This window comes from Schlesneria paludicola DSM 18645, assembly GCF_000255655.1.
Lineage (GTDB): Bacteria > Planctomycetota > Planctomycetia > Planctomycetales > Planctomycetaceae > Schlesneria > Schlesneria paludicola.
In genome coordinates this window covers 535,785-555,460 of sequence record NZ_JH636435.1, presented here as the reverse complement: position 1 = coordinate 555,460, position 19,676 = coordinate 535,785, and the positions used below count along the sequence as shown (strand labels likewise).

The 19,676-nt window shown below is 55.2% G+C and carries 12 protein-coding genes; 9 read left to right on the top strand and 3 right to left on the bottom strand.

Annotated elements, in window-relative coordinates; translation table 11 throughout:
- Window positions 1-420 precede the first annotated feature (420 nt).
- On the top strand, window positions 421-2,082 hold the full coding sequence (locus tag OSO_RS0119770) for a serine/threonine protein kinase (protein ID WP_010584902.1): 1,662 nt from the start codon (window positions 421-423) through the stop codon (window positions 2,080-2,082).
- Between the two features lie 111 nt (window positions 2,083-2,193).
- Here the strand turns inward: OSO_RS0119770 and OSO_RS0119765 are convergent, their stop codons facing one another.
- The 3 genes from OSO_RS0119765 to OSO_RS48295 all read right to left on the bottom strand — a co-directional run bounded on the left by OSO_RS0119765 (window position 2,194) and on the right by OSO_RS48295 (window position 7,596).
- The gene (locus OSO_RS0119765; protein WP_157605353.1) at window positions 2,194-3,159 is read right to left on the bottom strand and encodes a DUF1571 domain-containing protein; all 966 of its coding nucleotides are present in this window, start codon (window positions 3,157-3,159) and stop codon (window positions 2,194-2,196) included.
- Between the two features lie 566 nt (window positions 3,160-3,725).
- A complete protein-coding gene (locus OSO_RS0119760) occupies window positions 3,726-4,397 on the bottom strand; it encodes a rhodanese-like domain-containing protein (protein ID WP_010584900.1) in 672 nt (223 codons plus the stop codon).
- Window positions 4,398-4,839: 442 nt separating this feature from the next.
- Entirely contained in the window at window positions 4,840-7,596 is a 2,757-nt protein-coding gene (locus tag OSO_RS48295; protein WP_010584898.1) for a serine/threonine-protein kinase, read from the bottom strand.
- Window positions 7,597-7,949: 353 nt separating this feature from the next.
- Between OSO_RS48295 and OSO_RS48290 the strand changes: the two genes are divergently transcribed.
- The 8 genes from OSO_RS48290 to OSO_RS0119690 all read left to right on the top strand — a co-directional run bounded on the left by OSO_RS48290 (window position 7,950) and on the right by OSO_RS0119690 (window position 19,383).
- On the top strand, window positions 7,950-10,868 hold the full coding sequence (locus OSO_RS48290) for a PVC-type heme-binding CxxCH protein (protein ID WP_010584897.1): 2,919 nt from the start codon (window positions 7,950-7,952) through the stop codon (window positions 10,866-10,868).
- Window positions 10,869-11,038: 170 nt separating this feature from the next.
- A complete protein-coding gene (locus tag OSO_RS0119730) occupies window positions 11,039-12,682 on the top strand; it encodes an SLC5 family protein (protein WP_010584896.1) in 1,644 nt (547 codons plus the stop codon).
- Window positions 12,679-12,912, top strand: coding sequence for a hypothetical protein (locus OSO_RS0119725; protein ID WP_010584895.1), 234 nt, complete (start codon window positions 12,679-12,681; stop codon window positions 12,910-12,912). The genes OSO_RS0119730 and OSO_RS0119725 overlap by 4 nt, the downstream gene beginning before the upstream one ends.
- Before the next feature lie 185 nt (window positions 12,913-13,097).
- On the top strand, window positions 13,098-14,201 hold the full coding sequence (gene mraY / locus OSO_RS0119720; RefSeq protein WP_010584894.1) for a phospho-N-acetylmuramoyl-pentapeptide-transferase: 1,104 nt from the start codon (window positions 13,098-13,100) through the stop codon (window positions 14,199-14,201).
- A 174-nt stretch (window positions 14,202-14,375) separates the two neighbouring features.
- Window positions 14,376-16,313, top strand: a complete 1,938-nt coding sequence (gene htpG, locus OSO_RS0119715; protein WP_010584893.1) for a molecular chaperone HtpG — start codon at window positions 14,376-14,378, stop codon at window positions 16,311-16,313.
- A gap of 327 nt (window positions 16,314-16,640) precedes the next feature.
- Window positions 16,641-17,099, top strand: a complete 459-nt coding sequence (locus OSO_RS0119710) for a hypothetical protein (protein WP_010584892.1) — start codon at window positions 16,641-16,643, stop codon at window positions 17,097-17,099.
- Window positions 17,100-17,672: 573 nt separating this feature from the next.
- Window positions 17,673-18,545 carry a transglutaminase-like domain-containing protein gene (locus tag OSO_RS0119695; protein WP_010584890.1) on the top strand — a complete coding sequence of 291 codons (873 nt, stop codon included), beginning with the start codon at window positions 17,673-17,675 and terminating at the stop codon, window positions 18,543-18,545.
- Window positions 18,526-19,383 (top strand): transglutaminase family protein, encoded by an 858-nt coding sequence (locus OSO_RS0119690; RefSeq protein ID WP_010584889.1) that lies wholly within the window; start codon window positions 18,526-18,528, stop codon window positions 19,381-19,383. Before OSO_RS0119695 ends, OSO_RS0119690 begins: the two co-directional genes overlap by 20 nt.
- The last annotated feature ends 293 nt before the right edge of the window (window positions 19,384-19,676 follow it).

The following is a 19,676-nucleotide window of genomic DNA, read 5'->3' as shown; positions in this document are numbered from 1 at the left end:
TTTGGAAAGCGCCGTAACTCAGGCGATGTACTGCAGCTTAGGATCGTTGTTCCGGGGTGTAATTGAATTCTCTTTCCCACGTAACGAATCACCGAAAATAACCTTTCTTATTAATCCTCATGAACTTGCACGCCAGTGCGTTTGGCACTGATTCGTACAGGAATTCGTTTACATCTTACTGCAAAACTGTCCATAATGCCGGACGCATCTTCTGTCGAGCGACCTGACTTCGTCCACGAAAAAGGGGCTCGACCGGTTTTCCGGCATCTCATTGAATATTCCTTCCGTCGTTTGATCCCTTGTCGGAAATCCGACTTCGTAAATTCGACCGCGAACCTTTCGACGTTTCAAATTCATCGATTCTCATTCATTGTCAGCCGACGGTGCTTCGTCATTTAACGTCATCTCCGGGGAACGATCATGTCCGACAGCAGCAATGGACGGGCGAGCGGCAACGATTCGTCGTCGCGCGACAAGACCTTTACTCCGGAGCGAACGGAATCACTTCAGGCAACGACTGCGGCATCCAGAGCGGCAAAAGAACCGTTGGATGCGACGTTTGTGCCGACCGCGACGGCCGCCGGGCCGTCCGAGCCTCGTGGCAGTTCAACGAAATCCGCCGACACGACAAGTACTGGGTCGCCCCCCAAGAAAACGACAACACTGGGCAAGTACAAGTTGTTGAAAGAGCTTGGCCAGGGAGGGATGGGCAAAGTCTTTCTCGGTGAAGATACGAAGCTGGGCCGGAAGGCAGCAATTAAGATTCTGTCTTCGGCGTTGGCCGGACAAGACGATTTCGTGACGCGGTTCTACAAAGAAGCGCGTGCGATGGCGCGTGTTCATCATGAATGCACGGTGAGCGTTTATGACGTTGACCAGGACCCGGATCGAGGCATCCACTATGTCGCGATGGAGTTCGTTGACGGCAAGAGCATGCAGAAGTGGATGGATGCGCTTAAAAAGCTCTCCGTGGGCGATGCCCTGCACGTGACGCTGCGTTGTGCAGAGGCGTTGCAATTCGCGCATGGCCAGAATCTGATTCATCGTGATATCAAGCCCGACAACATCATGCTGACGAGCAGCGGCAAGGTCAAAGTCGCCGATTTCGGCCTCGCCAAAGCGACTGACGAAGATCTCTCCATGACCGCGAGCGGGACTGGTCTTGGGACGCCCTATTACATGGCTCCCGAACAGGCACGAAATGCCAAGCATGTCGACGGTCGCGCCGACATCTATGCGCTGGGAGTCATGCTGTACTATTTCGTCACCGGCAAGCTGCCGTTTAGTGGCAATTCCGCCGTTGAAGTGATCACCGCGAAAGAAGCCGGTCGGTATGAATCGGCACGAAAACTGAATCCTCAGGTTCCCGATAAGCTCGATCTGATGATCGCCAAGATGATCGAAAAGGATGCCGATCGCCGCTTCAAGGATTGCCAAGAAGTGATTCAGATGCTGGCCGGACTGGGTTTGGAAAATCCTTCATTGAGCTTCATCGAAGGCAGCGTCCGTGTGAATCCCTCGTCAGGGGCTCCCGCCCCGTCACGTCTGGCTGCAACGACCGCCATGCCGGCGCGTCCGGCAGCCGCCGCAGTACCAAGAACCTCAAACGAGGATGCGGCCCGACAAGCGGCAACGGCCCCTGGGGCTCCGCAGTGGATCGTGCAGTACAAGACCCCCCAGGGTAAAGAGACCCTCGGCCGATTCACAACGCCTCAAGTGATCGCTGCGATGAAGGCCGGGGTGATCGACAACAAGGCGAAGCTGAAGAAAAACGCCGCCGATGCGTTCATGCCGCTGGCGTTCTATCCTGAATTCGAAAAAGCGGTCGAAGGTCGTCTCGTTCGTGAAAAAGCCGAACAAAAGTCTGCCGGATTGAAGTCCGAATTCGCGAAAATTGGCCGTCAATACGACCGCCGCGGTTGGGTCCGTTGGATCAAAGGATTCCTGTCCAACGCCGCAGGCCTAGTCTCGCTTGCGATTTGGTTGATTGTTGTTTTCGGCGGCCTTGGTGCCCTGATCTTCTTCCGCGAACCCATCTGGAACGCCTTCGCCAACTTCATGAACTCGTTCCAGAAGAGCTGAGTTCTTAATACCGCAAGGATGCACTAGTCGGACGAAATAAAGGCCACTTGAGGTTGTGGGACCTCAAGTGGCCTTTTGAATTCGCAGTCGTTGCTTCTGATGAGAGGCGAATTACTGGCGTTTGAAGCGATAGTCTTCGTTCGTGTGGTCGAAATCGAGGGCGACCAGGTTTGGACGGAACTTGATGCTGGAGTAACTGTAGAATTCCAGCAACGAGGCGGTGTCGAATTCTTCGGTCGTCGCAGGAATCTCTCCATTCAGCCAGCCGAAGTTTCGGGTGTACACCGGGATCGACCACTCTTTGTCGATCAGCGAAATCGACTTGCGATACTGTTCAGAAACTTGGCGATCCTTGTATTCGATCAGGTAGGCATGGCAGGGACGCCCGTCGAAGATCTGGTCTGCCAGCTTCTCGCAGCGGCCGATCCGTTTCTGGCTGAGGTCGTCCTTATGGATCTGCAGCATCATCTTGGCCAATTCGAACAGTCCTGCCTTATTGACCGGATACCGTGATTCCGCCATTGCCAGACTGCAGGTGGGTTCCAGCGCCACGGCGGGGAGGCGTGCCTTCCAACCGCCTGCATGCGCGGTCAATTTCCCATTGTTGGCACCGTCGACATACAGAACTTCCCGTCCCACTTCGCCCGTTGTCCATTTCAGATAGATACTGAATGGGGCGTGCCGAACCTTCATTTCCATTTCTTGCTCGTCAAGCAAGTCGCCGTTCACAAGTTCCTGCTTGACGAACAACGCGGTGTAGTCGGGAGTGCTCGTGAGGAACTCGACGCCCTTCTCCAGCAATTGAATCTTGGCGGTGAGTTCTTTTTCGGTGCGTTGTTCGGGGGTGAGGTCCGTTGCACCTGCGTCACTGGTCTGCGCTTGTTGCGGCTTTTCTGGAGCCGAGGCGATCACCAGGGCATATTTATTCGAGGGGCGTCGTGCCACATCGGCTCCTGCGGGAGTCGGGGCACTTTCGAGATGAAGGAAGAGAACGGCGAATGCCGCGATGAAGACGGACATTCCATTGGCGGTTTGCTGGCCGTTGAGACAACAGATCCGGCGAATAATTCGCTTCATGCAGAACTCCGGGGTAGGAATGATGTGAGCCGCATTGGCCAACGTGGTTGGCAAATCCATCCATCCCTGGAGAATTTCGGTGTGACATTGAGGGTTGTGGTGCAACGTGTGATGAACGCGTCGACTCAACTAGGGATCGGCAATAGATGCCGAAGTTTTTCAGGAGTTCCGGTCCACTCCGCGCAGGCGTTCCTGCGTGCTTTGCAGGAGAGGGCTTTGAAACCGCTAAGATCGACAGGGTTTCGCCAGACTGCATCGTTTGACAGATCGACGAGCGTGTGATGGCGAAGCACGAGAGGTGACCAGCCCTCAACTCTTCAGTTTTTGAAGACTCTTTGCTTCACAGGACGCAATCGAAGCGCGTCATCGTTTCGCCGCGACTCGAAGTGGAGCGGGGTATTGGTTTTCTGCCCTGTCCCACGCTCGCGGCGTTGCTGGTCAACATTAGAGGAAGGAGCCGGCGCGGTATTGGGTTCGGTTCTGGCCTGCCGTGGCGAAGGATGCAGCACCGTCACCGTCGTTGGCTTTACGTTAAACAAAGGCTCGCCACACGAAGGCGCCGCCCACTACTTGGCTTTGCCAAAGCGAGCCCTGCCGCGTGAGGCGCGGTAGCCATATTCCGTCGCAAACCAGATCGCGTATTGCTCGCGTTTCAATGTGTTCGTGTTGCGTGTGTCGTTGACATGCCCGACTTCGTGAATCAGGACGTTGTTGAGATAGAAGTCTCGAATCGTGTCCGGCGACCAGGTCAACTTCCATTCCGATCCCTGTTGTGACCAGACGCCGCCGAACATGCGGGCTTCGATCAATTGTTCCGGCTTGGGAGGGCGGACATAGGTTTCGGTCAAGCTGGCTTCGATGGGATACAAATAGACGTTAGGGCCCCATTGCATGCCGTACAGCGGGAACAGACGTCGCTTGCGAGTCATCGAACTGAGTTGCACGACTTCGACGCCGCGGGCCAAATCACCCGGAAGTTGCGCCAACCGTTCACGGATTTCTTCCACCGTCACCGGGTGGATGAATCCCTTGCCGGCTGGCTGTACGATGTATTCGGTCTCGGATCGTGCTTGTGGTTCATGCCAGACCTCGGGCGCGCTGAAGTGCGACGGATTTTCGTCTTGTCGCCGCCGCTGGCGGTAGGCGACAGCCGGTCGCGCCGAACTTCCAAAGGAATGCTGAAGCACACCACGCAAGGACCGTTGCTGATGATGCGACTTCGACATCTTGGAGGTCATGATCTATTCCTCTTTCCCGATGGCTCAGCGCACGCTGAGCGTGATGATCGATCCTGTTTGCTCCTTTGGACTCGCAGAGACTGCGACGAACGACCATCGATCGAAATCGGATCGAGCATCGCAGCGACGTCCTGTCATTCCCCGGCCACCATCGTAGGGAGTGGTGGAATCCAGAGGCAAGGGGATGCTGTAAGCGATTTTACAGTAATGTGTTGTGTTGATTTCGCCTTGTCTGGCGACTCTCTCGCTGCAGACTTGACAGCGAGCGCTGCGGTTTAACTCCCAAGTGGCTGTTGAGTTGCGGAGGCGGTCCGCGACAAGGCGAGAGCGGTTGCTCGACCACCACCGCAATTGCCTGTACAGATTTTCTCGAAAACAACGTCGAAAAAACGATCGTGGTGCGCAACAGGTTGAGTTTAACGATCAGAGACATTACGCCCGCTTATCGCGGTCCAATTGCTCCAACCCATTGCCTGTCATTGGGATGTGAACCGGATGTCTCTCGTTGCGGGCTCTTTGCAGTCGGCGCAAGGAATTCCGGATCTTTCGGATCGGTCGAGGCGAAAGCCAATCCCGTTACTCCGCGGCGCCCTCCGTTTTCGAAAAGTACGAGATTTTCACCTGCGACCGGAGGGGTCTCGACTCGGTCAGACCAGTTGTGCTCGATTCCGACGGGGGTTTGCGCCAGCATTTGGCGAAAAAGATTGGCATCAAGCGGTTCGGGGACCAGGGATTCGGCCTGATGCACGTTGGAGAACAGGTTTCTTCGAATCACCAGGTCGGATGACAATTCGTTTGGGAATACGGCGAAACGAATGCCGCACGAAACATCATGAAACGTGTTGTTCAGCACGATCAGAGATTTCATCATCGCCTGGTGCTCGACGCGAATGCCATCCGTGACACTATCGAACAGGGACAGGCTGATCTCGACGCCATGCAGCGACTTGCCATCAACAACGATTCCCGCTTGCAATGGTTTCAGGAACCGGCATCGGCGAATCGTGACATTCGAAATGTCGTTACTCGTTCCATCTGCTAGTCGGATTCCCACCGCGTTGCTTCCTGCAGGCTCGAACTCGATTTGTTCGAGCACCAATTGGTTGTTGCCGAACGACAACCCCTGTGCTCCCTGGCAATCGATGCCGACATCGGTAAATCCTTGGACCGTCACTTGCCGCAAGCTCGATTCGTGAAGTTCATCCGCCAGTTCAACGGCGGTGGGATTTTGCCTGGCCTCAATCTGCATGGATTCCACACAGAATCGCGAAACATTGGCAATTCGGATGACAGGTTGGGTGTCGATTGCTTCGATGATGGCCCCGGGTTCGCCGCGGATTACAATTCCTTCGGGCCACGGCTTTCCGCGGCCATCAATTCGAATTCGTTCGCGGTACGTACCCGGCTGAACGTGAATGATGAATTGGTCGCGATTGCCAGCGCGTGGTTCGTACCGTTCGCGAACGGCGATCAGCGCGTCGCGAATCCGGGTGAAGTCGCAATGTTTCGGTCCAACGGTGACTTCCTGCTTGCCATTCAGGAATGGGTGTGCAGACGCGTCTCGCCAGGGAAGTCTGCCCGAGGAACTTGCAAGATAGAGCCCCGCGACAATCGCGATGAATAGAATCGCCATTGCACCGACTACGGCTGGTGATTTCCGGTTGATTCTCAACCAGTTGGCTGACCGGGATAAATTCCGCAGGATTGGCGAAGGACGCGCGGTTCTAATCGACGCAGCGACTGACTTCGGTGCGTCCTCGGTTTCGAACACCAGGAAGCTAAGTGACGATTCAGGTGATCCAGCGGGAAAAGAGGCGTCGTACCGTTTTGCCGAATCGGGTTTGGTCCGTTCGCGTACCGGGATGGACACAGGGACGGCAGACGGACGCTCGCGGATTTGTTCGATTTCCGATTTTGTCGGTGTCAAAGGAACCGGATGAATTGCGGTTTCCTGCGAGTCGATCGCATGTTCCGAGGCACTTTCTGAAGGATTGAGGACCGAGGATGACGGATGGTCGCTCCAGGAATCCGCCGGTCTCTCTCGTTCGTGCTGTTGCCCCAATTGTGAAATCGGCAGCGCAATTTTGACGGATCCGGAATCATTCTTGCGGGGTTCGTAAACGCGCGAGTGGACTCGGCGCCAGTTCGAGTCCGCCGTCTGATCGATCCAGTGGAACAGAGCCGATTCGACGCTTGCGGCCGTCGGAAAGCGATTCTCGGGACGTTTTTCCATCATTCTGCGGACTGCGGCGGCCAGCAGCGGGGGAACATCCCTTCGGATCGACTCGACCGGGGGCGGCGTCTTGATTTGATGTGCCAGCAGACGCTGCGCCAAGGTTCCATCGGGGAACGGCGGCTGTCCGGTCAGCATAAAGTAGAACGTACACCCCAAGCTGTAGATGTCGGCACGCGCATCGACAGTATGACTGTCGATGGCCTGTTCTGGAGAAAGGTAGTCCGCAGTGCCGAGTACGCGTTCGTCGTGGCGAAGTGTTAACGCATCTTTTCCCTCGTCGGCGGTGAAGAACCGTGCCAGACCCAAGTCAAGGATTTTGACAAGGCCACTGTGGTCGACCAGCAGATTGCCCGGTTTAATGTCGCGGTGCACCATCCCTTGCTCGTGCGCATGTTGCAATCCCGCTGCGGCTTGGCGGACGTACTCGGCGGCGTCCAGAAAGGACTCCATTCCGGTTTCGCCAACCAGCTCGAGGATTGAGCGGCCTTCGACAAGTTCCATCACCAGAAAGTGGATCTGCTGGTTTCCATCCGCCTGATGATCCATATCGTAAGCGCGAACAATATTGGGATGATCGAGCAGCGCGATTGCTTGCGCTTCGCGGTGGAACCGTTCAAGATACGATGAGTCTGCCACACGCTTCGCCGGCAGGACTTTCAGAGCACATCGGCGACGCATCGTCAGATGTTCCGCCAGATAGACGGAACTCATACCGCCTTTACCGAGCAATGACAGCAGTTTGTACTTACCGAGAAAGAAGCCGCGATGTTTCCCTTGCAGCAGTTTTTCCGCTTGCCATTTGGTGAGAAAGCCGCGGGAAACCAGTAGCGCTGCCAAAGGGCTTGGATCGTCGTCGGCCGTACCTGAAAACTCGTTGACGATCTGCTCAAGCCGCTCTGAAGCGACAAGGCCGCTCTTTTTGACAATCGAGACAAACGATTCGACGTTGAGCTTCGTGGGCATTATACAGAGCTTGCTCAAAGGTCGACGAAGGATGTTCTGGCGGGGGGGGATGGAGCAGTTAACCGTCTACCGGCCGCTGTGGACCGACATTGAGTTTCTTAGACGCAATCAACTGGGGATCACCGCTCCTGGTTAGCCAGTTAAGAATATCAACCGTTTCCGATAGATTCCACTCTGGCTGTCTTTTGAGTGAGCATTTGCCCCCTGACAGTTTTGTTAGTGCGGACTGATTAGATACCCCAGTACTAACGGCCCCGAGACTTCCGTTTGTTCCCCGCGCGGCTTGCGATGCGAATTGATCACTCGCACAATGTCGCCGCCGGTTTCCATGCTTTACTGTCGGGAGACAATCGATGACCTGCCGTTTTCTGGCCGCCCTCTATCTGGTGTGGGGGCTGTCGCTCATGTTCTCGCAAATCGTCATTGCAGAAGAAGATCGACCGGTTTCTCTCGATCCGAGACTGGTCATCGAACTGGTTGCCGAATCTCCACAACTTGTGACACCGACGGGCATTGATGTTGATCAATTTGGTCGTGTCTGGGTCATTGAGAGTCATACGCACTTCCCTCCAGAAGGATACGGCGGCCATCCGACGGATCGAATTTTGGTCATGGATGATAGAGACCGCGACGGTCGAGCCGATGACATGACCGTCTTCAAAGATGGCCTGACGCATTCGATGAGCATCGCAGTCAAACCGGTCTGGCTCGATGCGGATGCGTCGTCAAACACGGTCGGAAAGGCGCTTCAAGTCTATATTGCGACGCGGCGTGAAATCTTCCTGTGTACGGATATCGATGGGGATCTGAAGTGTGATACGACGACGCAACTTGTCCACCTTGAGACGACAGGCAACTATCCACATAACGGACTGGCTGGATTCGGATTCGATGCGCTGGGGTACATGTATTTTGGCTTCGGCGAAAATCTGGGGGCAGACTACAAGATCATTGGCAGCGACCAGATCATACTGGCGGGAGGCGGCGAAGGAGGGAATCTTTATCGCTGCCGTCCCGATGGGACAAAGCTGGAACGATGGGCGACCGGGTTCTGGAATCCACACGCCAGTTGTTTCGATCAACTTGGCCGAATGTTTGCGGTCGATAATGATCCCGACAGTCGGCCTCCCTGTCGGCTGCTGCATGCCGTGCAGAACGGTGACTATGGCTATCGCTTCCGTAACGGTCGCAAAGGAACGCATCCGTTTACCAGTTGGAATGGTGAGATTCCCGGTACGCTACCGATGGTGTCGGGCACAGGTGAAGCCCCCTCGGGGATCATCTGCTATGAAGCCGATCAATTGCCTGCGGAGTTCCGAGGTACTTTGCTCGTGGGCAGTTGGGGCGATCACAGAATCGATCAGTTTGTGCTTCGCCCCCGTGGGATCTCGTTTGAGTCGATTCCTCAGCCGGTCATAAAAGGGGGCGAGAACTTCCGTCCTGTCGGGCTGGCGGTCTCGCCGGACGGCTCTATCTACGTCACCGACTGGGTTTCGAAGGAATACAAGCTGCACGGCCAGGGGCGGCTCTGGCGGATTTCTGCGAAAGAGCGGCCCGTATCCACCACGCCGTGGGCCGTTCCGCCCCAGATGCCACTACCGGATGTGGCCGCCCTGCTCGATTCGCCGATTCTCAATACACGGCGGAGCGCGGCCCGCCGATTGGCTTCGACGATCGAGGGGCGAAAAGTCCTTGAAAATGTGCCGCAGGCCGACGGGTCTTCACGCAAACGATTCGAAGTTAATGCCGCACTCGGCAAGGTACCGGAAGCCCCCGTTTATCTGGATCTCGCGAAACTCGACCTGTCTGACCCATTCGTCCTGAACGATGTCATCCACCACACGGCCGCGATGCTGATTCGCATCATCGACCATGTGGCACGTCCCGGGGTCTCGGATGATTCGCTCAAACAACTGATCGTTGAAGTCGAAAAGCTTGATCCCTCTGCTCCGGCGCGGCACCCTCGAGAAACCGAGTTTCGCGAGATTGCGATGCTGCTTGCGTTGCGACTGAAGTTTCCTAAGGAAGAATCTCTGCTTCATTTTGGCCTGCGAAGCACGTTTCCTTCGAGTCGCCGGCTGGCTGTCCAGTGGATTGGTGAAGAAAACCTGGGCCGACTTCGACCTGATGTCGAAAAGGTGTTGGCTTCTGAACCAATGACGACGGATTTGTTCCTGGCCTGTCTGGCATCGCTGTCGCTGCTGGACGGAGTTTCCGCGAAAGAGTTCGAGAAAACACCACCTGCAAAGTACATCCTGGAGATTTTGATCAATGCTGAACGTCCCGCGGCGCTCCGCGCGATGGCCCTGCGAATGTTGCCCTCCAGCCAGCCAGAACTCGATGCCGGACGAATTCGTGAGTTCCTGAACGCATCGAATGCGGAACTCCGGCGCGAAGCGGTGCGAACCCTGCAGCATTCTCCGATTCCTGAGCGAGTGGAGCTCCTTCGCGAGACTGCAAGCAATCACGAGCTGGATCACAACCTGCGTGCCGATGCGGTCGCCGGGCTGGCGCCGTCGGACCATCAGTCCACGTTTGACCCGGCCACACGGAATCTCTTGATGGGATTGGCGACATCTGATCCGTCGATTGTCGTCCAGAGCGAGGCCATTCGTTCACTTCGAGGAGCCCCCGGGAAGGCCGACACATCGCCGCGTGATCCGGCGATTGATGCCCTGTTTCAACGGCTGACGCAGATGTTGCCGAATGAATCGGCAGCGAGCCGAGCGAAACTGGCCGATGTCTTGGAGTTCACTGAGAGAGGCCATTCGCACTCCGTGGCCGAGTTGTCCGGACTAGTGCTTCCTACGGACCGGGCACCCAGCCTAATTTCGGACAATCTTGATCGCGATGCCGTCGAGATGGGACGCCGGACGTTCTTTCGAGCCAACGGGGCGGGATGTTATCGCTGTCATCAAATCAGCGGACGAGGCGGTCAGGTCGGCCCGGATTTGACGGTGATTGCTCGCACGATGGACCGAACAAAGCTTTTCGAATCGATTGTGAACCCCAGCAAAGAAATCTCGCCACAGTTCACCACATGGGCCATCGAGACCAAAAGTGGAAAAGTTGTGACAGGACTACTACTGGGTGAAGAGGTGAACGGAGATCTGCGTTTGGGGAACCAACTGGGTGAGGTCATCCCTGTTCCGTTCAGCGAGATTGAAACTCGAACGCCCATGAAGACTTCCGTCATGCCCGAAAAACTGCATGAAACAATGTCCGTCGGCGAGTTCCGTGACCTCCTGACGTTTCTCGAAACACTCAAATGAACGGGAAACAACGGTGGACGGTCGCTGCGGCTGCGTGTAAGCTCCCGAACAATCTGGGTTGAATGGGGTGACTTTGCTGCTCGAAGGACGCAAGCCCTTCGGCACGTTTTCATCACCGCGCTCAAGCGATTTGCGTTTCGGTTTGCGATTCCTCTCAGCGATTTGGCGTTATGACACAACTGAGTTCAATCGACTATCTTGTCATCCTGGCCTACCTGGCGGCGACGATGGCGATTGGATTGTGGGTGGGCAGCTACGTTCGCAGTGGCTCGGACTTCTTTTTAGCCGGACGCAGCTTGCCATGGTGGGCTGTGGGAATGTCGCTGGTCGCGACGGACATTGGTGGGACCGACCTGATCGGGGTTGGCGGCGATGCCTATCGCTACGGAATCGTGATGGGCAACTTTGAATGGATCGGCTGTGTTCCCGCAATGATTGTGGGCGGGTTCGTGTTCATTCCTCATTTGTGGCGCTGTCGTGTTACCACGATTCCAGAATATCTCGAAAAACGCTTCAACGTTCAGTTGCGATCGTCGGTGGGGGCTTGCTGGTTGTTTTTCATGGCGTGCAACCTGGGCGTCATGCTGCTGGCGGCGGCGCGCTTCATGGAAAGCCTGGCCGGTTGGAATCTGGCGACCTGTATCCTGGTGACGGCCTTGCTGGTCGGTGTCTACACCTGGTCTGGTGGGTTGGCCGCCGTGGTCTACACCGATGTCCTGCAGGGCATCGTGATGATCGGCGGCTGTCTGATGTTCGTCGCCATCGGGATCTATCAACAGGGCGGCGTTGAACCACTGGTCGAGAAGATTCATGTTGTGGCCCGCGATTTGGATCGCGAAGAGGTCCGTCAGCGTGAAGCAACGATGACGCCGCGCGAGTTTGCGACTTTCAAGGCCAGGCATCGCCAGGGGCGTCCTGACCATGAATCGGAGCATTTGTCACTGGTGCAGCCCGTCGATACGCAATCCCCTGCCCCGTGGCCCGCGGTGTTGTTTGGATTGTGCCTGATCGTTGGGCCAGGATACTGGCTGGGAAACCAGTGCATCGTCCAGCGGGCGCTGGGAGCCAAATCCGAATACGAAGCAAAGGCGTCGTATATCTACGGGGCGATGATCAAGAATCTGATTCCCTTTATCGTCGCAGTTCCGGGGCTGATCGCACTCGTGAAGTTCCCCGAGATGGGACATGGACACGCGGACGCCGCGTTGGGGCGACTGGTCGGAACCTTGTTGCCTTCAGGGTTCCGGGGGGCATTCGTCGCGGCCTTCCTGGCGGCGTTGATGTCGAGCGTCGATTCCTACCTGAATGCCTCGACGGCGTTGTACGTCAATGACTTTTACCGTCGGTTCTATCGTCCGAATGCGGATGAAGGACAAATCCTGGCGGTCGGACGCTGGACGACGATTGGCTTTGTGGGGTGGGGGATCTACTTCGCATTTCAATTGATGTCGTTTCCCGCGGGGATCTACACAATTTTCCAGACACTGGCCTCGTTCATCGTCGGCCCAACGCTGGCTGTACTCGTAGCGGGGATGCTGACTCGAAGTGCATCGGGTGATGGTGCCGTGGCGGGGTTTTATGCAGGGGTCCTGACGGCCGTGGGGCTGTTCACGTTGAACTTGCCGAGTGTTTGTCAGCAACTGGGCCTGCGGCCGCTGTTTCAGGTGGGGCAGCCGTATCTCTACTATTCACTGTGGTCATTCGTCATCGCGGCGCTGTTCATCGCCATTTTCAGTTACTTCCTGCGGTCTGATCCGCCCGAGAAGACGCGTTATGCCATCGGCGGAATCAATTCCGAAGGAGGTGCGGCGTGACATTCTTGCACTGGATTGGCGATACGCTTCGTCAGCTATTGGAGCAAGTGCCGCTCACCGTGGCACGCTGGCTGATGATCAGCGTGTTTCTGCTTTTGATGTTTTGGGTCGTGCAACTGCCCTCCAACGCTGCGACACCGCCGGAACGACAATCGAAGTGGCACGAAGATCTTCGAATCTGGGCTTGGTTGGCGCTGATGATCCAAGTCGTTATCTACGGGTTATTCTGACTGAACATCTTGAACCAACGGGGACCGGCACCTTGGTGTTCAGGACGTCGTGGCGATTTTGAATGTGGGCGAAACCCGTCCTCGCGATTTCAACAGGCGTTTGCGAGCGACGTTGCAAACCAGAGCTGATTAGCGAAGCCCTCCCTCCACACATATACCTGCCAACAATCGATGAATGAACTTTCATGCTCGTCTGGTTGCTGAACCACTATCCCAGTTTTTTCGAGCGTATCGCCGGGGTGTCGACAGGGGATTCACGCGTCTTTCTGACCGCCCGCATTGCATTGGCAACGATGATTTCGTTCATCACGGCCCTGATTTTTGGGCCACATGCCATTCGCTGGCTGAAACAGAATTTTCGCGAACGAATCGACAGCGCCTCGCAGAAATTGAACGAACTTCACGCTGCGAAAGGCAATACCCCGACGATGGGTGGCCTGTTTATTGTGTTGGCGATCGTCGTTGCGGCGATTCTTTGTGGAGACCTGACGAATCGCTACTTGTTGCAAGCGCTCGTCGTTGTGATTGGCTTTGGTGCCATCGGCGCGCAGGACGACTGGATTAAGGTCCGCTCAAAGCAGCGAGGGCTAACGGCTCGTGACAAATTTGCCTGGCAGTGGTTGCTGGCCTTATTTGTGGCCATCGCTCTGTATTTCGTTCAGGCCACGAAGCCACAGGGAGTCGAATTGATTTTCCCCTTCGGCAAGTTCAGTGTCGCATTGAACGTCTTCTTCATCATTTGGGCGGCCTTGGTGATCGTGGGCAGTTCGAATGGTGTGAATTTGACCGACGGCCTGGATGGGTTGGCGCCCGGTTGCCTGATTTTTGCCGGATCGGCGTTCGCGGTACTCACCTATTTGTCCGGCCATCGAATTATGGCCGAGTATCTGTCGATTCCCCATATGACCGGCGCAGGGGAATTGAGCGTCCTATTTGGGGCGCTCGTAGGAGCGATGCTGGGTTTCCTTTGGTTCAACTGTCATCCCGCCCAAGTCTTCATGGGCGACAGCGGCTCGCTGCCAACTGGGGCTCTGCTGGGATATGGGGCTCTTGTCACGCGGCAAGAAGTCTTGCTGCTGATTGTCGGGGGGATCTTTGTTGTTGAAACCCTGAGTGTGATTGCGCAGGTCGCTTCCTTCAAGTTGACGGGCAAGCGAGTCCTGGCGTGTAGTCCACTTCACAATCACTTCGTTTTCAAAGGGGACCACGAAACGAAGATCGTGATCCGATTTTGGATCTGTGCCGCGCTCCTGGCACTGGTTGCCGTCGCCAGCCTGAAAATTGGTTGACCAACGTCTGCCAAATTGGCGGTTTCTGGAGTCGTTCTCTCACTGTCAATTCGTGCAAATCCTCTGTTTTCAGGTGATTTGCGGGCTGGCGCGCGAGTTGCTTTTGCGTTGTGAGACAGGGCGTTGTCTGCCTTTCGAACCATTAACTGTTGTTGATTGAATTTGGAGTCCACCGTGTCTCAGCCTCAGGAATTCACGTTTCAGACCGAAATCAAACAACTTTTGCATATCCTCTCGCATTCGCTTTACCAGAACCGCGAGATTGCGCTGCGTGAGTTGATTTCCAACGCATCGGACTCGTTAAACAAGCTTCGGCACATTCAATTGTCTGAAGAGCAGTATCGCGATGGTGCGCCATTGGAGATTACGCTCGAACCGGACAAAGAAGCCAAGTTGCTCGTCATTCGCGACAATGGTGTCGGGCTGACGCACGACGAACTGGTGCAGAATCTTGGAACGATTGCCCACAGCGGTTCGAAAGAGTTTCTGCGCAGTCTGTCCGCCAAGGCCGAAGAAACCGGTGGTGAGACGCCTTCGGCCGACCTGTCATTGATCGGACAGTTCGGAGTTGGCTTCTATGCGGCGTTCATGCTGGCTGATCGCGTGGAGGTGGTGACGCGCAGCTACCGTGAGCAAAGTGGCTGGCGCTGGGAATCCGATGGGTCGGGCCGCTTCTCGATCACACCTGTGGAAGGCGATGTGCCACGTGGTGCGCAGATTCGTTTGCATCTAAAAGATGATATGGACGAATTCACCGATCCGCATCGGCTGAAATTCATCGTCCGCAAATATTCGACATTCGTACCTCATCCGATCAAGCTGGCTGAAGAGACCCTGAACGAGCAGAAGCCGATTTGGGTCGAACCGAAGAATCAGGTCACCGAGGAACAGCATACAGGGTTCTATCAGTGGTTGACGCATCACTCGGATGAGAGTCCGCTCTGGCACTTGCATCTCTCGAGCGATTCGCCGATTCAGTTCCACTCGATCCTGTACTGTCCCCCCACGAATTTCGAATTGATGGGTTTTGGGAATATTGAGCACGGAATTAACCTCTGTGCAAAACGGATCCTCGTGCAGGACGATTGTCGCGACCTGTTGCCCGAGTATTTGCGATTCTTGTACGGTGTCGTCGATTCCGCCGACCTGCCGCTGAACGTGTCCCGGGAAACATTGCAGGACCATAAGCTGCTGCCGAAGCTCAAACGGGTTTTGGTCAAGAAGGTGTTAGATCACCTGGCGAGCCTGGCGGAAGAACAACCTGAAACATTCAAGACCTTCTACCAGCAGTTTGGTCCAATTCTGCGAACCGGTATCGGTCAGGACTTCGAGAACCGCGAGAGGATCGCGAAGTTGATGCGATTCCATTCGACGCATTCGGTTGAACAGACGCCAATCGTTACGGGCGGTGAAGAGAAAGCGGCGCTCCCAGCCGTGTCACTCGATGCCTACCTGCAGCGGGCAGTTGAAGGTCAAAAGCAAATCTACTACCTGAGCGGACCTGATCTGAATGCGTTGTCGCGGCACCCTCACCTCGAGGCATTCCGTAAGCGTCATTTGGAAGTGCTATTCCTGGACGATCCCATCGACGAATTCGCGCTCACGCAAATGCGACAGTACGAGAAGAAAGACCTGATTTCGATCGACTCTTCCGAGGTGGAATTTCCGGAATCGACCAATCCCCCCGCCGACGAAGTGCTGAAACCGAAGCCGAAGAATTTCACTCGCGTCCTCGAACTGTTCCGCGGTGCGCTCGATAGCAAAGTCACCGATGTGCTGGAATCATCGCGATTGACTGAAAGTGCTTGCTGTTTAGTCAATCCGCAGGGGACGATGAGCAATCAGTTGCAGAAGGTCCTCAGTCATACGATGAAGGATTACGAGTCGCCGAAACGCTTGATGGAGGTCAATCCACACGCGGCTTTGGTGACGCGGCTCTGTGAACTAAGCAATAATTCGGATAACGACGAGTTCATTCGCGATTGCGGCCGGCAACTGTATGCGAACGCCTTGATTTTGGACGGCATGATTCCTGATGTGGAAGAAACGACGACTCGCGCGATGAAGTTCATGGAGGAACTGGCCCGCACGAAGACCGCGATTGTGATTTAGTTCAGACTTTGGAAGACAACATGACAGGCCACACCGTGAATCACGGTGTGGCCTGTCGCATTCATGGGTGCTTTGGCACCAGCGTCAGACCGATTTGTATTCACCACTGAATGAGGGCTGCTCAGTCATCATGGTGGGTGACGAGACACTGAAGTGGAGCTAGCGGAATGATCCAGCTCCCCCCTACTAGGACATTCTCGCGTGTAATCGGGGCTGACAACTCAATTCTGATTGCTTTTTCGATCGCTCCGAACTCTGGCATTTGAATTGCATATCTCCTGTCATTCAGTTGATGGTGCTTCCTCTGCCTGCAAGGAGTCGAAAGAAATGGTTGGCAAACGCAAGGAATCTGAGAATCCAATTCCCAAAACAGCAAAACCCCGCAGTTCGACTCGGAAGTCGAATCCGAAGCTTGAACCGAATCTACCGACCGTCTCGAAGCAGACGGCGGGAGGTATCGTCGGAGCGACGATTGGAGGAATGATTGCTGGTCCAATTGGCGCTGTCGCAGGGGGAGTGGCTGGCGCGATGATCGGTACTGCCTCGGCGGAAGGCCATCATCCCATTGAAGCTGCGGCAAATCAGGTTGCAGCGGCGACAAAAAAGCCGCTCGCGATGGTGACGAAGCGAGTGAGCTCTGCGGTGGAATCCGCGATCGGTACGGTGACCCCTCAATCCAGAACGACGCATAAGCAGAACAAAACGGCTAAAGCCATTGCGTCTTCCACCCAGAAAAATCCCAAAGCTCGCGGTGTCAAGAAAAGTTCTGCCAGCGCGACTCGTTAACAATAGATGTCCACTCTCGGGGGCTGCGCCCGGGCGAAGCATCGTCGAGCGATTATGAATCGCGTTCCCATCCAATCGTTCTCACGAAGGAGGATCTCATGTTTCGCAACCTGACTCTCGGAAGTGCCATTGCTTTGGTCGGAATGATCGCAATTGCGGATGACGGACCACACGCGACGCATATGGCTCAGTGCGCTAAAACTTGTGCCGACTGCCAGCTTCGTTGTGATAGCTGCTTCAACCACTGCGCGAAACTCGTTGATGAAGGCAAGAAAACTCATTCGCAATGTATGCGACTGTGCGTCGATTGCGCCGATGTTTGTAAATTATGCGCGACTCTCTGCAGCCGACAGAGCATGCTGGCAGCCCACACTGCTGACGCCTGTGCGAAATCGTGTGAGGATTGTGCTGCAGCCTGTGAAAAGTTCCCTGACGACTCGCACATGGCCGCATGCGCAAAATCCTGTCGACAATGCGCAAAAGAATGTCGTGAAATGGTGAAGATGATGAAGTGATCCTCTCACCTTATGATGGTCTGATGATTTGATTCTTAGCTTGGATCGGGCTGTTTTCATGCGATTCGATGTTTCGTCACGATTGGAATATGTCGTCAAATTTCCGTCGACATTAATTCTGAATATCCACGCTCAAAATAATGTGTCGCAGTTGATTCTGGATGAACGCCTAACGATTACGCCCGAAATCGCCACTGAGGAATTCTCTCTCGAAGAGGGGGGAAGTCGATTCGTACGACTCGAAACGGGAACTGCTCAAAATTTGACGGTCGAATACGCGGCGCGCGTGGACTGCGCAACCGAAGTCGTTCAGGCGAAGGGGTCAGATCCCACTTCGATTGCCGAGCTGGACCGTCGTGCCATCCCCTTTCTATTTCCAAGCCGTTACTGCCAATCGGATCGGCTTGGAAAGCTGGCCTGGGATCTTTTTGGACGCATCGCGGACCCGTACGAGAAAGTCGTAGCGATCGATAAGTGGATTCACGCAAATGTTGAATATGCTTTAGGAAGCACCGACTCAGAGACGTCCGCATACGACACCGTCGTACAGAGACGAGGTGTCTGTCGTGATTTTGCCCATCTCGGAATTGCGCTCTGTCGAGCTGTGAACATCCCTGCGAGGTATTTTTCCGGTTATGCCTACCAGCTGACGCCCCCTGATTTCCATGCCTGCTTCGAGTGTTATTTGGCAGGGCAATGGATGGTGTTCGATGCGACGCGACTTGTGCCGTTGAACGGATTGGTGCGCATTGGGACTGGGCGGGATGCTGCTGATGCTGCAGTCGCCAGCATTTTCGGCGGCGTTCAAGGAACGAAGATCACCGTGGATTGTCGGTTGAGTCCGGGGCAAAAATTTGTTGCCGTTCACGGCCACCAGCTTCAAGGGCGAGGAGTTTCTCTCGAATCCGGAAATGTCAAAACTTCGAATTGAACATCGTACGGTTTATATGTACCGGAATCCCGTCACGCTGGGACGACATCGACTCGTCGTTCGCCCACGTGAAGGGCACGACGTGCGGATTGAGGGGATGTCGATCGAGATCAAACCCACTCACCGACTCGTATGGGCTCGCGACGTCTACAGTAATTCGGTCGCGATTGTTGACTTTCTGGAGCCTGCGGCGCGTCTTGAAGTTTGCAGCACGGTGACGGTTGTCCGAACGATTCCGTTCCCTAAGCAAGAATCGCATCAGCCAATTCTGGTGGGATTTCCGGTGGAATATGACGCTCTGGAGGCTCCCATCGCAGGCGTCTACCAGTCCTTGTCGTATCCCGACGACCTCGTCGACGTACAACTCTGGCTTCAGCAGTTTCCAGAACTCACGTCTGCTGACGACGTCGAAAGTCGATTGCTGGCGTTGTGTTTCCTCATCTCGAAGCAAACTAAATACCAGCGCCGTTACAGCAAAGGCGTCCAAACCCCAGCTCAAACAATCAAGCTTCGGTCGGGGTCTTGTCGCGATGCGGCGACACTCATGATGGATGCAGTGCGTTCCCTGGGGCTCGCTGCACGGTTTGCGAGCGGCTATCTCGATTGTCCTGCGTCGGCGGCTGGCCGAGCCGCCATGCACGCATGGACCGAAGTTTACCTTCCGATCCTAGGCTGGCGGGGATTTGATCCGACATTGGGCGAGGCAACCTCTCTGAAGCACATTGTTGTCGGCGTTAGCCATCACCCGCGGGGTGTGATGCCGGTCTCTGGTACGTTCATCGGAGCTTCTTCGGACTTTATCGAGATGATTGCCGACGTCAAAATTGAGACGTTCTAGCGTTTCGCCGTCAAAAACGTCTCATGCCGACCAATCGTCACGCGACATGAAGCGGACGATTCGTTGACCGGGTTTGGCACTGAATGCAGGTCTTCGATCAATAAGGCTGACGAAGTTTTCACAGTCGTAATACTGGGCGATGCCAGTATGATATTTCTTGTAAAACATCCCCAACAGACTGCTGAAGTAAGGGAACAGGCACCTTGGCCGTCAGGATTTCTTGGCGGTTTTTCATCCGGGCGGAGCCAATCCCGATGACTTCAACACTCTGCTAAATCGTACTGGACGAATGA

Excerpts from the sequence above, each read along its gene's own strand:
- OSO_RS0119765 (WP_157605353.1), bottom strand. The coding sequence starts at position 3,159 with ATGAAGCGAATTATTCGCCGGATCTGTTGTCTCAACGGCCAGCAAACC.
- OSO_RS0119710 (WP_010584892.1), top strand. The coding sequence starts at position 16,641 with ATGGTTGGCAAACGCAAGGAATCTGAGAATCCAATTCCCAAAACAGCA.
- OSO_RS0119730 (WP_010584896.1), top strand. The coding sequence starts at position 11,039 with ATGACACAACTGAGTTCAATCGACTATCTTGTCATCCTGGCCTACCTG.
- OSO_RS0119690 (WP_010584889.1), top strand. The coding sequence starts at position 18,526 with ATGTCAAAACTTCGAATTGAACATCGTACGGTTTATATGTACCGGAAT.
- OSO_RS0119695 (WP_010584890.1), top strand. The coding sequence starts at position 17,673 with ATGCGATTCGATGTTTCGTCACGATTGGAATATGTCGTCAAATTTCCG.
- OSO_RS48295 (WP_010584898.1), bottom strand. The coding sequence starts at position 7,596 with ATGCCCACGAAGCTCAACGTCGAATCGTTTGTCTCGATTGTCAAAAAG.
- mraY (WP_010584894.1), top strand. The coding sequence starts at position 13,098 with ATGCTCGTCTGGTTGCTGAACCACTATCCCAGTTTTTTCGAGCGTATC.
- OSO_RS0119760 (WP_010584900.1), bottom strand. The coding sequence starts at position 4,397 with ATGACCTCCAAGATGTCGAAGTCGCATCATCAGCAACGGTCCTTGCGT.
- OSO_RS48290 (WP_010584897.1), top strand. The coding sequence starts at position 7,950 with ATGACCTGCCGTTTTCTGGCCGCCCTCTATCTGGTGTGGGGGCTGTCG.
- OSO_RS0119770 (WP_010584902.1), top strand. The coding sequence starts at position 421 with ATGTCCGACAGCAGCAATGGACGGGCGAGCGGCAACGATTCGTCGTCG.